At 60.8% G+C, this 12,608-nt stretch carries 14 protein-coding genes; 4 read left to right on the forward strand and 10 right to left on the reverse strand.

Annotated features, from left to right (window positions below):
- Window positions 1-67: 67 nt before the first annotated feature.
- From BMZ32_RS12770 to BMZ32_RS12790, 5 genes are all read right to left on the reverse strand, one after another.
- Window positions 68-775 carry a type 1 glutamine amidotransferase gene (locus BMZ32_RS12770; protein ID WP_090242542.1) on the reverse strand — a complete coding sequence of 236 codons (708 nt, stop codon included), beginning with the start codon at window positions 773-775 and terminating at the stop codon, window positions 68-70.
- Between the two features lie 282 nt (window positions 776-1,057).
- The gene (locus BMZ32_RS12775; protein WP_090242544.1) at window positions 1,058-1,393 is read right to left on the reverse strand and encodes a ribonuclease E inhibitor RraB; all 336 of its coding nucleotides are present in this window, start codon (window positions 1,391-1,393) and stop codon (window positions 1,058-1,060) included.
- A gap of 338 nt (window positions 1,394-1,731) precedes the next feature.
- Window positions 1,732-2,493 (reverse strand): SDR family oxidoreductase, encoded by a 762-nt coding sequence (locus tag BMZ32_RS12780; RefSeq protein ID WP_090242546.1) that lies wholly within the window; start codon window positions 2,491-2,493, stop codon window positions 1,732-1,734.
- Window positions 2,493-3,422, reverse strand: a complete 930-nt coding sequence (locus tag BMZ32_RS12785) for an alpha/beta hydrolase (RefSeq protein ID WP_090242548.1) — start codon at window positions 3,420-3,422, stop codon at window positions 2,493-2,495. The genes BMZ32_RS12780 and BMZ32_RS12785 overlap by 1 nt, the downstream gene beginning before the upstream one ends.
- On the reverse strand, window positions 3,406-4,881 hold the full coding sequence (locus BMZ32_RS12790; protein WP_090242550.1) for a flavin-containing monooxygenase: 1,476 nt from the start codon (window positions 4,879-4,881) through the stop codon (window positions 3,406-3,408). Before BMZ32_RS12790 ends, BMZ32_RS12785 begins: the two co-directional genes overlap by 17 nt.
- A gap of 118 nt (window positions 4,882-4,999) precedes the next feature.
- On the opposite strand from BMZ32_RS12790, the gene BMZ32_RS12795 reads away from it, so the two are divergent.
- From BMZ32_RS12795 to BMZ32_RS12805, 3 genes are all read left to right on the forward strand, one after another.
- On the forward strand, window positions 5,000-6,022 hold the full coding sequence (locus tag BMZ32_RS12795; protein WP_090242551.1) for an AraC family transcriptional regulator: 1,023 nt from the start codon (window positions 5,000-5,002) through the stop codon (window positions 6,020-6,022).
- A gap of 264 nt (window positions 6,023-6,286) precedes the next feature.
- A complete protein-coding gene (locus BMZ32_RS12800; RefSeq protein WP_090242552.1) occupies window positions 6,287-7,171 on the forward strand; it encodes a DNA-3-methyladenine glycosylase family protein in 885 nt (294 codons plus the stop codon).
- A gap of 4 nt (window positions 7,172-7,175) precedes the next feature.
- Complete coding sequence (locus BMZ32_RS12805) at window positions 7,176-7,673, forward strand: methylated-DNA--[protein]-cysteine S-methyltransferase (RefSeq protein ID WP_090242553.1); 498 nt, start codon at window positions 7,176-7,178, stop codon at window positions 7,671-7,673.
- An 11-nt stretch (window positions 7,674-7,684) separates the two neighbouring features.
- Here the strand turns inward: BMZ32_RS12805 and BMZ32_RS12810 are convergent, their stop codons facing one another.
- From BMZ32_RS12810 to aroC, 5 genes are all read right to left on the reverse strand, one after another.
- On the reverse strand, window positions 7,685-8,242 hold the full coding sequence (locus BMZ32_RS12810; RefSeq protein WP_090242556.1) for a histidine phosphatase family protein: 558 nt from the start codon (window positions 8,240-8,242) through the stop codon (window positions 7,685-7,687).
- A complete protein-coding gene (locus tag BMZ32_RS12815) occupies window positions 8,242-8,433 on the reverse strand; it encodes a PLDc N-terminal domain-containing protein (protein ID WP_090242558.1) in 192 nt (63 codons plus the stop codon). The genes BMZ32_RS12810 and BMZ32_RS12815 overlap by 1 nt, the downstream gene beginning before the upstream one ends.
- A gap of 75 nt (window positions 8,434-8,508) precedes the next feature.
- On the reverse strand, window positions 8,509-9,057 hold the full coding sequence (locus BMZ32_RS12820; protein ID WP_090242560.1) for a hypothetical protein: 549 nt from the start codon (window positions 9,055-9,057) through the stop codon (window positions 8,509-8,511).
- Window positions 9,058-9,119: 62 nt separating this feature from the next.
- Complete coding sequence (locus BMZ32_RS12825) at window positions 9,120-10,271, reverse strand: MFS transporter (RefSeq protein WP_090242562.1); 1,152 nt, start codon at window positions 10,269-10,271, stop codon at window positions 9,120-9,122.
- A gap of 58 nt (window positions 10,272-10,329) precedes the next feature.
- Window positions 10,330-11,421, reverse strand: a complete 1,092-nt coding sequence (gene aroC, locus BMZ32_RS12830) for a chorismate synthase (protein ID WP_090242565.1) — start codon at window positions 11,419-11,421, stop codon at window positions 10,330-10,332.
- A 160-nt stretch (window positions 11,422-11,581) separates the two neighbouring features.
- Here aroC and BMZ32_RS12835 point away from each other — a divergent pair, with 160 nt between their 5' ends.
- Window positions 11,582-12,565: an alpha/beta hydrolase gene (locus BMZ32_RS12835; RefSeq protein WP_090242567.1), complete on the forward strand. Its 984-nt coding sequence runs from the start codon at window positions 11,582-11,584 to the stop codon at window positions 12,563-12,565.
- The last annotated feature ends 43 nt before the right edge of the window (window positions 12,566-12,608 follow it).

Here is a 12,608-nt window from a genome sequence, read left to right on the forward strand (position 1 = left end):
TTACGCACCAAGATGAGACGCGCCACTGATTTGCCCATGACAGGCCGCGCCATTTTATGGCGGCGGCCTACAAACCGGCCAAATGCAGCCAGTGGCGATAGAAGCCTTCGGCCACGCGATTCAGCTCAGCGATCTTAGCCGGCAGGTCGTCGAGCATCTGCGCCCTACTCTGCTGGCTCGCCTGGGTGTCATCCAGCAGGTGGTGCCAATCGCCGAGCCACTGGCGTACCAGGGCTTCATTCATTTCCGGGTGGCCTTGCAGGGCCAGCACTTTATCGCCCCAGGCAAACGCCTGATTGCTGCACCAGGGGCTGCTGAGCAACGGCTGCGCACCGGCCGGGATGGCGAAACTGTCGCCATGCCACTGAAACACCGCAAAGCTGTCGGGCAAATGCGCCAGCCACGGGCTTGGTGCGGCCTGATCGAGCCGCCTCAGCGGCTGCCAGCCACTTTCGGTAAAGGGCATGCGCTGGATTTGCGCGCCCAAAGCCTTGGCCAGCAACTGACCGCCCAGGCAATGGCCGATCAGCGGGATATCGCGGCGGATTAAATGCTGCAGCGCCGCCACTTCAGTGGCTATCCAGGGCAGCGGGTCATTCACGCTCATCGGCCCGCCCATAATGGCCACGGCTTTGGGGCGGTCGAGGTCGATGCCCTCCAGCTCGCCAAGATCAGCGCGTAACACCGTAAAGGCATGGCCTGCTTGCTCCAGCACCTTGCCGAGGTGGGCCGGTGGGCAGTAATCAATATGGGTAAAAATCAGGATGTCGGTCATGCGCCAAGTCTGAAGCAAAGCGCAGGTTGGGGTCGAGGGGCGATTGATTGAGGCGTGAGTTAGCGAGGTAGAAATGACACCGGCCAGCGTATGGCTGGCCGGTGTATGGATTGCAGAACCTGTTTACGATCTCGCGAGCTAGAGTCATGCAAGGCGCTACGTTAGTAACAGCCTCCGGCTGGTCAAAACGACGACCAAGCGGAGTTTACGGGTTGTAAATGAGCATTCCGAACCTGTTTTTAACCCAGCAAGGCCGACGCGCAGCAGACCGTAAGCCGGTTCTCAGGGCTGCCTCACCTCCTGGGTTACGCCCCACCCATCCAACTTGCCGCCGAGAGGGATCACGACTGACCCGAGGTCATGCTCAAAGTCATCAATCCCATAACAGGTGGCAAACATCACTTTACTGACTTGCAGGTGCCAAACGCCGTCATCGCGCTCGGTCACCAAGGCGTGTAACGACTCACCGCGAAATTTACGGGTGGCCTGGCGGGCTCGCGCCTCATCAGGGAAAAGGGCGTAGAACTCGATGGGATGGAAGCTGGCGAAGTCGAAGCCACCTTCCTTCATCCGCCGTAGAACCCCATTGCTAACATCGTCGTGCAAGGCTGTGCTCATGAAGTGAACTCCTCAGGCGATGGATAAATTTACAGGACGCTAAAGAACCAACTCGATGTCGATACTGCAGTGCGAAGACCTGTTAAACGCTTTCCCATTGCTACCGCTTGAGCTTCAGCGATGTCGCGGCACCAGTGGCAGTGCCGCCCGAGAATCAAGCGATCACGCCGCTTGATGTGTCATAAGCCAGACCTGAAACCAAGGCTGGCCAACGCAGGCTTGCTCAGAGCGAGCAAGTCAGGAGCGTTATTTGCAGACTAGTCCTATCACACGGCGCTTGCCCAGCGAAACTTGTAAGCGCCTATGCATCATGGGTTTAACTCCGCCTGACTGAAACATCACTCACGCCCCAGCCAGGCCATGATGCGCCGCGTCAGCCATGACGGGGTTAACTGCCCCGACCAATACAAAAACTGAAACTGCAGGCTGATCGGCCGGTGAACATGGTTACGCTGCGCCTGCAGCCAAGCCGCCTGCGCCACTGCCTCAGCCTCCAGCTTGACGCCCAGGCGGCGCAGCACTGGCGCTTGGAAACGCTGGTTGTTGAGCATCGGCGTGCTGACAAAGGGCGGCATCAGGTCGCCAACGCGAATGTCATGTTTGGCCCACTCCAACTCCAGCGCCTCGGTCAGCCCGCGTATGGCGAACTTGGACGCCGAATAACTGGCCAAATGCGGCACGCCATACAGCCCGGAGGCCGAGCCCATATTAATCACCTGGGCCTGCGGTGTGGCTTTTAAGTAGGCAAACGCCGCATGGGTCATGTTTAGCGTGCCCTGCACATTGATCTGCAAAATACGCGCATGTTCGCTCAACTCAATTGCCTCAAAGTGACCGCACTGCAGAACACCGGCGCTGTTGAACAGCAGGCGCAACTGGCCGCTCTGCAAGGCACAGAAGTTTGCCAGGGCAACCTTAACCGCCGCCGCGTCAGTCACATCCAGCTGGGCATGCCAAGCATTGCCCAGTTCGCTAGCTAACTCGGCCAGGGCTTGCGGGTTTATATCCAGCAAGCCCACCTGCCAGCCCTGTTGATGAAACAACCGGGCCGTTGCGGCACCGATGCCAGAGGCTGCACCGGTAATCAGAATATTGTTCATCAGCAGCCCCGCGCGCGCAGAAAGCTCACCACTTCAGCCAGGGCAAAATCCGCTGCATTGAGCATACCGGCGTGCGCTTGGAACACGTGCCACAGGCCTGGGTAACGCTGCAGCTGCACATCAACACCGGCGGCCTGGGCCTTGTCGGCAAAACGCAGGCTGTCATTGCGCAGAATTTCGTCTTCGCCCACCTGAATCAGCAGTGGAGCGAGGCCGTGCAGGTCGGCAAACTGCGGCGACAAGCCGGGGTCGTCATGTGCCACGTCGGCCGGGCAATACAACGCCAGCGCCTGCTCTATCCACTTAGGGTGAATCAGCGGGTCACCGGCTGGCGGCTCATGCAACTGGGTGCCGGTAAAGTCAGTAACGGGGGAAAAACACACCAACGCTGCCGGTTGCTCCAGGCCCAAGTCGCGCAAGCGCAAGCTGGTAATCAGGCTCAGGTTGCCGCCGGCCGAGTCGCCCCCCAAAACAATTTTCGACGGTTTGTAACCCAGCTCGATCAACCCTTGGAATGCTGCAAGCGCATCATCACGGGCGGCCGGGTATGGATGTTCTGGCGCTAGGCGGTAATCCAGTGCACACACATCCATTTGCCCACGTTTGGCCAGATGGCCACAAATTGCCCGGTGGGTATTCGCTCCGCCAATCAGGTAAGCACCGCCGTGCAGGTACAGCATCACGCTGCCGCGACCACTCGGTGGCTTATGCCACTCACAGGGTCGCCCGCCAAGCATGCCGGTGCTGCGGGTGATACCACGCAGCGCCGGGCTAGCAGCTGTGAGTAGACGTAGCACCGCGCGCTGCCCGGTAATCGGCATCGGTGGGCGTACTAAACCTCGGAATAACAGACGCAAGCTGGTGCGCAATACGCCGCGTAAAAACGTCTGATCGGCCGCTGGCGCAGTGAACTCAACGGGTGCAGTCATAGTCATTCAACTCCGGTGCGCGGGTTTGTTGGCGGTAGGTAAAGGTGTAGCCCGGCCAGTTGTTGGTGCTTTTTCCAGATGCAGTTTTGTACCAACTTGAGCAGCCCTGCTCCCATATCGTGCGATGCGAGCTGGCCTGGATTTGCTGGTTGTAGCGCTGTTGCACCGTTGCTTTCACATCCAAATAGCGCACGTCCTGCTCGCGCAGCACATCGATGCAACCGAGCACGTAACGGAACTGACTTTCCAGCATGTAGATAATCGAGTTGTGCCCCAGGTTGGTATTGGGCCCGTAAAGGATAAACATGTTGGGGAAACCGCTGACGCTGATGCCCTTGTAGGCCTCGGCGCCGGCCTGCCAAGCCTGGTTCAGCTCCAGCCCATCGAGCCCGGTAATCTGCATCGGCGCGAGAAAATCCGTGGCGGCAAAGCCGGTGCCGTAGATCAGCACATCGCAGGGGTGCTCGCGGCCATCGGCGGTGATAATCGCCGTTTCACTGACGCGGCTAATCGCCTCGCTGATCACCGTCACATTGGGCTTTGCCAATGCCGGGAAGTAATCATTGCTGATCAAGATGCGCTTACAGCCCATAGGGTAATCCGGCTGCAACTGCGCACGTAAGTGTGGGTCACTGACCTGCTTGTTTAAATGCCGGTCAAAGGTGAAGCGCATCAGCTTCATCAGCCACGGCAGGCTGATAAACGCCAGGCCGCGCATCTCATATTGCAGGTACTTAAGGCCACGATCGATGCGCTGCAGCCAGGGTAGCCTGCGCATAAGCGCCAGTTCCCAAGGCTTGTAGGCGCGGTCCGGCTTAGCCAGCACATAAGCCGGCGAGCGTTGGAACAGCTTGAGCTCGGCCACCTTAGGCTGGATCTGCGGGACAAACTGGATTGCCGAGGCACCGGTGCCGATCACCACCACACGCTTGCCGGACAGGTCCAGGTCATGTCGCCAACGCGCCGAATGAAAGGCCTCGCCCTGAAACCCCTCGATTCCGGGTAGCGCCGGGTAGGCCGGCTGGTTGAGCTGGCCACAGGCGCTGATCAGCACGTCGGCGCAGAGCTCGTCACCATCACTCAGGGTCACTCGCCACAGCGCCTCAGCCGCATCGAACGCTGCCGAGGCCACCTCGGCATTGCAACGAATACGCGTGCGCAGTTGGTATTTGGCCACGCAGTGCAGCATGTAGCCGTGAATTTCCGCCTGCGGCGCGAACTTACGGCTCCAGTCGATTTTCGGCTCGAAAGAAAACGAGTACAGGTGTGACGGCACATCGCACGCCGCACCGGGGTAGCTGTTGTCGCGCCAGGTGCCGCCGATTTCTGCGGCTTTTTCCAGCAGCAGAAAATCCTCGATACCGGCCTTCTGCAACTGAATGGCCATACCCAGGCCACCAAAGCCGCTGCCAATAATCAGCACGCGCAAGGGGGCCGGACGTTGGGTGTTGTTATGCATTGTTATTCCCCAATCGCTGTCAGTAGCGGTAGCTGGATGCTACTTACCTGCCGCCTGATCAGTTATGGCATAGTCGGCCAATCGATTGTGACTTTCGGACAATCGCAGCGGACACCCTATGCCAAGCACTACCCTGAGCCTGCCCAAACGCAGCATCACCAGCGCACAACTGCTGACCCAGTTAGGCCTCGACCATGGCCTTAGTGTCGAACGCTGCCTGCTCAATACCGGCCTTAGCCCCCTGCAACTGGCCGAGCTGCACAGCGAAATCGAAGGCACGCAGGAACTGCAACTGATCCGCAACCTGATCAACGCCCTGCCCGACCAGGATGACCTGGGTTTACAGGCTGGCTTGCGCTATCAGCTGACCACCTACGGTATCTGGGGGTACGCTCTACTCAGCAGCCAGACCTTCCGCCAGGCGGCTGAACTGGGCCTGCGCTACCTAGACCTGACCTTTGCCTTTAACCGCATCACCTTGTACGAAGATGCCAGCCAAGCGCACCTGGAGCTGGATGGCAGCCACCTACCAGACAGCGTGCGCGACTTCCTGCTGCTACGCGACGCGGTCGCGGTGATGGTGATTCAACGCGAGCTGACCGGCGCCAAGGTGCCCCTGAGCAGCGTGCAACTGAGCCTGCCTACACCGGCCGATCCGACGCGATTTACCGAACAGTTCGGCCTATTACCGGAATTTGCCTGCGCGCAGAATCGCATCAGTTTCCCCCGCTACCTGCTCGACCTGCCCCTGCCTCGCGCCAATCCGCACAGCGCCCAGCTCTGCGAGCTGCAGTGCCAGGCCCTGCTGGCCAAACGTCAGGTGCGTAGCGGCCTGGCCGGACAGATTCGCGATCGTTTGCTGAGTACCCCGGGCCGGCTGGCCGATATGGAAGTGATCGCCAGTGAGCTGAATATCAGCAGCCGCACTCTGCGCCGTCGCCTGGAAGACCAGGGCAGCAGCTTTCGCCAACTGCAGGAGGAAGTGCGCCAAGCCCTGGCCGAAGAGCTACTCGCCATAGCCAGTCTGAGCCAGGAAGATATTGCCGAACGTCTGGGCTACAGCGAAGTGTCAAACTTCCTCCATGCTTTCAAGCGCTGGAAGGGCCTGACGCCTGGGCAGTACCGCCAGACGCTGAGCTGAACGGCGCAGCTGACGCCTATCGCCCAGGCTGACCTTCTCAGCCAGTCGCAGCAAATCATCGACACCGGTGCGGCCCAGGTCAGCGATTCGGCAGCGCTTTGAGCAGCTTTCCCATCAGCTGCATCAGCGCGTGGCCGGGCAGCATTAATCGAGGCCCCTTTGCCGAGCAGAGAGGGGGCAAACGCCTCAACCGCTCGCTACTCGCCTCAGTTTGAAAGTCAGTTCTGCACTGACAGCCGGCCGGGCTGCGGGTATTGTTCGGCCATGAGCCAATCACCCACCCCCCTGCTACTGAGCTATCAGCCGCCCTGGCAGTGGCAACAGTTCCATGCACACTTTGCCTTGCGTGCCCTGGCTGGAGTGGAATGCCTGCAGCCACACAGTTACGCACGTAGCGCGCACCTCGATGGCCAGCGCGGCTGGTTCCGCGTGCAGGCGCTGGCTGATCAACCCGCACTGCAGCTGCACTACAGCCAATCGCTGCAGCCTTGCCTGGCGACCCTCACCGCGCGGGTGCGCAAGATGTTTGATTTGGACTGCCAACCGCAGCAGATCAGCGCGCATTTTGCCACCGACGAGCAGCTCGGGCCGCTGGTAGCACGCAACCCTGGGCTGCGCTTACCGACTGCCTTCGAGCCATTTGAGCAAGCCGTACGCGCCATCGTTGGCCAGCAGGTCACGGTCAAAGCAGCAGTGACCATTACCGGCCGTCTAGTTAGCCGTCTGGGTGAAGCGCTGCAGTTTGCTGACGCACCTGAGATTCAACGGCTGTTTCCCAGTCCTCAGGCAATCGCCAACGCCAATCTGGATGGCATCGGCATGCCCGGCAAGCGCGTGCAAACCCTGCAACACTTCGCCGCGCAGGTGGCCAGCGGCGACCTGCGCCTGGACCTGCAGGATGGCTACACGGCCTTTGTCGAGCGGTTGTGCGCCCTGCCTGGCATTGGCCCGTGGACCGCGGAATATATTGCGCTTCGCGCCTTTGGCGAGGTCGATGCCTTTCCCGCCAGTGACCTGGGCCTGCTCAAGGCACCGGTATGGGGCGTGGCTGGCATCGACGCAAAACAGCTCAAGGCCCGCGCCGAAGCCTGGCGACCCTGGCGCGCCTACGCCGCCGCGCACCTGTGGCACAACTATTCAGAGGGCTGAACCGATGTTCTACCGTTACCACGACAGCCGGATCGGTCGCCTGCTGCTGGCCGCTGACGAAACCGGCCTGCAAAAGCTGCTCATGGATATCGATGACAAGCCCTGGCATATCGGCGAACACTGGCGCAACGCGACAGATGAGCTGGATAAGGTGTGCAAGCAACTGGATGAGTACTTCGCCGGTAGCCGGCAGCGCTTCGAACTGCGCCTAGCGCCGCAAGGCACGGCCTTTCAGCTCGCCGTGTGGCAGGCGCTGCTGCGCATTCCCTACGGGCAGACCGGCAGTTACAGCGCCCTCGCCGCCGAGATCGCACGGCCCACAGCAGTCCGCGCGGTGGGCGCTGCCAATGGCGCTAACCCGATTGCCATCATCATTCCCTGCCACCGAGTAATCGGCCGCGACGGCAGCCTCACAGGCTATGCCGGCGGTTTGCCGCGCAAGGCACTGCTGCTCAAACTGGAAGGGGCGCAGCTACCGGAACAGCGGCTGCTGAGTATTTAACGCACGATAATTCAGGGCTGAATACGCGCCAATAAGCGTGCCGGTGCTTGCAGCGGCAAGGCCAGAATCAGCCCCTCGCCAGACGCCGGATAGATGCCGGTCAAGGCCGTGATATTGACCTGATGGGAGACCAGCACCATGGGCGTGCCACGGGCTTGCGCATTGACCTGTTCGATCAGCGCAGCCGTCTGCTTTCGGGCAGTGGTGGGGGTTTGAAAGAACGAATCCAGGGCGGGCAACGCTTGGACTGCAGCAATGCCCATTTCCCGAGCCGTATCCTGAGCGCGGCACCAGCGACTGCTGAGCAGACGCGGTTTAATCCACTGACGTTGCAGCAATTGCCCCCAGCGCTGCGCCTGCTCGCGACCGACCTGATTGAGGTTGCGTTGAGTACGGCAGTCACCCAACTGAAAATTCGCCGGATCACCGGTGCCAGGCGCGGTGGCGTGACGCATCAGCAAAACGGCGCGGCCTTCACGCAGCGCCGTCCAGGCGTGCTTATCATCGGCCTGGGCGGCGCCGCTCAATAAGCACAACGCTAACAGCCACGCACCAGACCGCCAAAGCATTAGAACTTGACCGTGCCACGTGGCCCCATCAACGCCCAGATAATCAGGCCGAGCACCGGCAGCAACACGATCAACAATATCCACAACACCTTGATGCCCGTTTCGGCGTTGCTTTTGATCACGCTGAGAATCGCCCAGATATCCAGCGCCAGAATGACCAGCCCGAGTAAACCGTTAAACATTGAACCCATAGAGTGTCGCTCCTATGCGAAGGGATCGCTTACCTAGGATAGACGCTCGGCAGAAGAGTTCAGCTGTTCGACCTATTAGCAGTCATCTAGGCCGGCAAACGCAGCGGCGAAATCACCCTCTACCGGGCTAAAAACGGGCACCTGCGCACTGTCGAACAGGCGCAGCACGGCAAAGCGCGGATACTCGCCAGCATCAAACCAGTGCGCGGTACCGGCGGAGAGTTGCACCAAGTCGCCCTTCTCGCACAACAGGCCGTAGACATACTCACCGATATGCAGCGCCAGCAGGCCACGACCCGCCAAGTAATAGTGCAGGTGAGCGGGCTGGCAGGCCTGTTCCTGTCTCAGCGCGCGGGCCAACTCGCTGCCCTCGCCGCGCTCATCACACAGGCTCAGTATTTCGGCACTGGCATAGCCATGCGCAGTCAGCAGCTGATTGATTTGCGCGTGATTGGCCGTCATCAGCTCAGCGCTGGCCGTGCCGGCAATCACCGGCTGCTGCAAAGGCACTTGGCTGAACTGCACGCCGACGGCAGCTAGGGTGCTGGCAATGTCTTCGGCATGGCTCAGCAGCTTGTTCGGATGCGCGGGTGCGGACTGGTGGTAGACGGTCAGGCAGCTCATGGGCAGGGCTCTCGTACGATCAGAAAGGGCTCAATTCAAGCCTTGGAATTCAGTGAATAGGGTTACGGACGCTCATCTCGCATGTAACGCGCGGTGATCACAGCGGCGAACAGGGCAATCAGACTGGCGATAGCAAAAGTCCAGGCCGCCCCAAGGCTGTGCCAGCTGTAGCCGGAATACAGTGCACCCAAGGCACCGCCGACACCCGCCAGCGCGGCATACAGCGCCTGGCCCTGGCCTTGCTGGCGATCGGCAAAACTGCGCTGAACAAAATGCATGGCCGCCGCATGAAAAGCACCGAAGGTCGCCGCATGCATCAATTGGGCGAACAGCAGCACCGGCAGATGCCCGGCCAGGTTGCCCAGCAGCAGCCAGCGCAGCGCGGTAATCAGAAAGCTCGCCAGCAGCACGGTACGTATTGAATAGCGTGCCAGCAACCGGGCCATGACCATAAACAACATAATCTCGGCCAGCACGCCCAGTGCCCACAGTTGGCCAATCACCCCGCGCGAGTAACCCAGCGCTTCCAGGTGCAGGCTGAGGAAGGTGTAGTACGGGCCGTTGCTCAGCTGCATCAAACCGGCGCTGATGTAGAAGGCGAGAATTCCCGGTCGCCGTAGCTGCTGCAGGAAGCCGCCTTGATCCGGAGTATTGGGCCGCATCTGTGGCTGCGCATTGGGCACCCACCAGCTGCTCAGCACAATGCCGGCCATGATAAGAATCAGCGCCCAGGGATAGGCGTCTAAACTGAGCAGCTCGAACAGTTTGCCCAGGCCCACCACCGCGACAATAAAGCCGATGCTGCCCCACAGGCGAATCTGGCTGTAGCGCGCGGCCTGCTCTTTGAGATGGGCAAAGGTGATGACCTCAAACTGCGGCAGCACCGCATGCCAGAAGAACGCGTGTAACGCCATGATCAACGCCAGCCAGGCGTAGCTCTGGCTGATAAAGATGCCGGCAAAACACAGCAGTGTGCACAGTGCGCCAAAGCGCACGATGGCCAGCCGCCTGCCGCTGTAATCCCCCAGCCAGCCCCAGATATTCGGCGCAATGCAGCGCATCAGCATGGGAATGGCGATCAGCTCGCCGATCCGCGCGGCAGAAAACCCCAGGTGGTCGAAATACAACGCGAGAAACGGCGCGGTGGCGCCGAGCAGCGAGAAATAGAAAAAGTAGAACCCGGACAGGCGCCAGTAAGGCAAGCCCGGGCTCATGCGACGCATAAACCCGAGGCCGTGGCGTGAGGCGATACCAGCCGAACCGCGCGGCTGATCACAGCTGTGGCAGCACCGGCGTGCTGACCTGCACATCAGCATTCTGCCCGCGATGACGCAGCAGATGGTCCATCAGCACGATGGCCATCATCGCCTCAGCGATAGGTGTGGCACGAATGCCCACGCAGGGGTCGTGACGGCCCTTGGTGATGATATCCACCGGGTTGCCATCAACATCAATCGAGCGGCCTGGTGTGGTGATGCTCGACGTTGGCTTGAGTGCCAGGTGCGCGACAATCGGCTGGCCACTGGAGAGCCCACCCAGAATGCCACCAGCGTTGTTGGAGAGGAAACCTGCCGGCGTCAGCTCGTCGCGGTGTTCGGTGCCGCGCTGCGCAACGCTGGCAAACCCGGCGCCGATTTCCACGCCCTTGACCGCATTGATGCTCATCAGCGCATGGGCCAGTTCGGCGTCCAGACGGTCGAAAATCGGCTCGCCCAGGCCGGGCATTACGCCTTCGGCGACCACGGTGATCTTCGCCCCAACCGAGTCCTGATCACGGCGCAGCTGGTCCATATAGGCTTCCAGCTCCGGCACTTTGTCGGGGTCTGGGCTGAAAAAAGCATTCTGCTCGACCGACTCCCAGCTCTTGAACGGGATTTCAATCGGCCCCAGCTGGCTCATATAGCCGCGGATGACGATGCCCTGGGTGGCCAGGTATTTTTTGGCGATGGCTCCGGCGGCCACGCGCATCGCGGTTTCGCGCGCCGAGCTGCGACCGCCACCACGGTAGTCACGCACGCCGTATTTGTGGTGGTAGGTGTAATCGGCATGGGCCGGACGGAAGGAATCCTTGATCGCCGAGTAGTCCTTGGACTTCTGGTCGGTATTGCGGATCAGCAGACCAATCGAGCAACCGGTGGTCATACCCTCGAACACCCCTGCGAGGATCTCCACTTCGTCGTCTTCTTGACGCTGGGTGGTGTGGCGGCTGGTGCCCGGCTTGCGTCGATCAAGGTCGCGCTGCAGGTCTTCCAGGCTAATCTCCAGCCCCGGCGGGCAGCCATCGACAATGGCGACCAACGCCGGGCCATGGCTTTCGCCAGCGGTGGTGACAGTGAACAGCTTGCCGTAGGTATTGCCGGACATGTGCAAAACGCTCCGCGAAAATCAACGCAGGGCCGCGCAAAACAGCGCCAAGCCCCGCTTAAGTAAGGCGGCGAGTATACCCGTGGCGTTCGCACAGTTCATCCTCGAACCTTCAGCGCGTATAACCGTCCAACGGTTCCCCCTTTGGCAGTTGTTATCCATGTTGCGAGCGCTTCTATTGACCCTTTGCTTACTCCCGCCCCTGGCTCAAGCCGCTGCCAACAGCGCCTCACACAGCAGCGTGCAGCAAGCGCTGCACCTGCAAACGGCCGAGGGCATGCTTTACGGCACGCTGCTTAAGCCCAGCGTTACGACGCCAGTGGCGGTGGCGTTGCTGATTGCCGGTTCCGGCCCCACCGACCGTGACGGCAACAACCCTGAAGGCGGCCAGAGCGACAGCCTCAAGCGCCTGGCGCAGAGTCTGGCCAAACAAGGCATCGCCAGCCTGCGCTACGACAAGCGCGGCGTGGCCGCCAGCCGCGCCGCCACACCGGATGAGCGCGACCTCAGTGTCGAGAGTTATGTCAGCGATGCAGTGGCCTGGGCGCAGCTGCTCAAGGCCAACCCGGCGTTTGACCAGCTGATTCTGATCGGTCATAGCGAAGGCGCGCTGATTGCCAGCCTGGCCGCCGAACAGGCCCGCGCCGACGCTCTCGTAGCAATCGCTGGCAGCTCGCGCCCGATTGATCAACTCTTACGTGAGCAGCTGGCGGCGCGCCTTCCGCCGCCGTTGCTCGAACAAAGCAATCAGCTGCTCGACCGATTGTTAGCCGGACAGCTGAGCCCGCAGGTACCCAAGCAGTTGCAGGTGCTGTTTCGTCCCAGCGTGCAGCCTTACTTGATCTCGCTGCTGCAACAGAACCCCGGCCAGGCCTTTGCCCGCCTGCAAATCCCGACGCTGATCGTACAAGGCAGCCATGACATTCAAGTCAGCGTCGCCGATGCTCAGGCGTTGCAAGCGGCCAAACCGGATGCCGAGCTGCTGATCATCCCGGGAATGAACCATATGCTGCGCATCAGCGCGCTGGATTTACCTGCGCAACTGGCCAGCTATGACAACCCCCAGTTACCGCTGGCGCATGGCCTCAGCGAGCAGATCGTCCGATTCATCCTGCGCAGCAGCAAAGTGCCAGCCTCCAGTTAGCCGATTAACGGCCGATAAGCGCACTGACAGGCGCTATCGTGAG

The sequence above is a fragment of the Pseudomonas guineae genome (assembly GCF_900113745.1).
Classification (GTDB): Bacteria; Pseudomonadota; Gammaproteobacteria; order Pseudomonadales; family Pseudomonadaceae; genus Aquipseudomonas; species Aquipseudomonas guineae.

Excerpts from the sequence above, each read along its gene's own strand:
- BMZ32_RS12770 (WP_090242542.1), bottom strand. The coding sequence starts at position 775 with ATGACCGACATCCTGATTTTTACCCATATTGATTACTGCCCACCGGCC.
- BMZ32_RS12775 (WP_090242544.1), bottom strand. The coding sequence starts at position 1,393 with ATGAGCACAGCCTTGCACGACGATGTTAGCAATGGGGTTCTACGGCGG.
- BMZ32_RS12780 (WP_090242546.1), bottom strand. The coding sequence starts at position 2,493 with ATGAACAATATTCTGATTACCGGTGCAGCCTCTGGCATCGGTGCCGCA.
- BMZ32_RS12785 (WP_090242548.1), bottom strand. The coding sequence starts at position 3,422 with ATGACTGCACCCGTTGAGTTCACTGCGCCAGCGGCCGATCAGACGTTT.
- BMZ32_RS12790 (WP_090242550.1), bottom strand. The coding sequence starts at position 4,881 with ATGCATAACAACACCCAACGTCCGGCCCCCTTGCGCGTGCTGATTATT.
- BMZ32_RS12795 (WP_090242551.1), top strand. The coding sequence starts at position 5,000 with ATGCCAAGCACTACCCTGAGCCTGCCCAAACGCAGCATCACCAGCGCA.
- BMZ32_RS12800 (WP_090242552.1), top strand. The coding sequence starts at position 6,287 with ATGAGCCAATCACCCACCCCCCTGCTACTGAGCTATCAGCCGCCCTGG.
- BMZ32_RS12805 (WP_090242553.1), top strand. The coding sequence starts at position 7,176 with ATGTTCTACCGTTACCACGACAGCCGGATCGGTCGCCTGCTGCTGGCC.
- BMZ32_RS12810 (WP_090242556.1), bottom strand. The coding sequence starts at position 8,242 with ATGCTTTGGCGGTCTGGTGCGTGGCTGTTAGCGTTGTGCTTATTGAGC.
- BMZ32_RS12815 (WP_090242558.1), bottom strand. The coding sequence starts at position 8,433 with ATGGGTTCAATGTTTAACGGTTTACTCGGGCTGGTCATTCTGGCGCTG.
- BMZ32_RS12820 (WP_090242560.1), bottom strand. The coding sequence starts at position 9,057 with ATGAGCTGCCTGACCGTCTACCACCAGTCCGCACCCGCGCATCCGAAC.
- BMZ32_RS12825 (WP_090242562.1), bottom strand. The coding sequence starts at position 10,271 with ATGAGCCCGGGCTTGCCTTACTGGCGCCTGTCCGGGTTCTACTTTTTC.
- aroC (WP_090242565.1), bottom strand. The coding sequence starts at position 11,421 with ATGTCCGGCAATACCTACGGCAAGCTGTTCACTGTCACCACCGCTGGC.
- BMZ32_RS12835 (WP_090242567.1), top strand. The coding sequence starts at position 11,582 with ATGTTGCGAGCGCTTCTATTGACCCTTTGCTTACTCCCGCCCCTGGCT.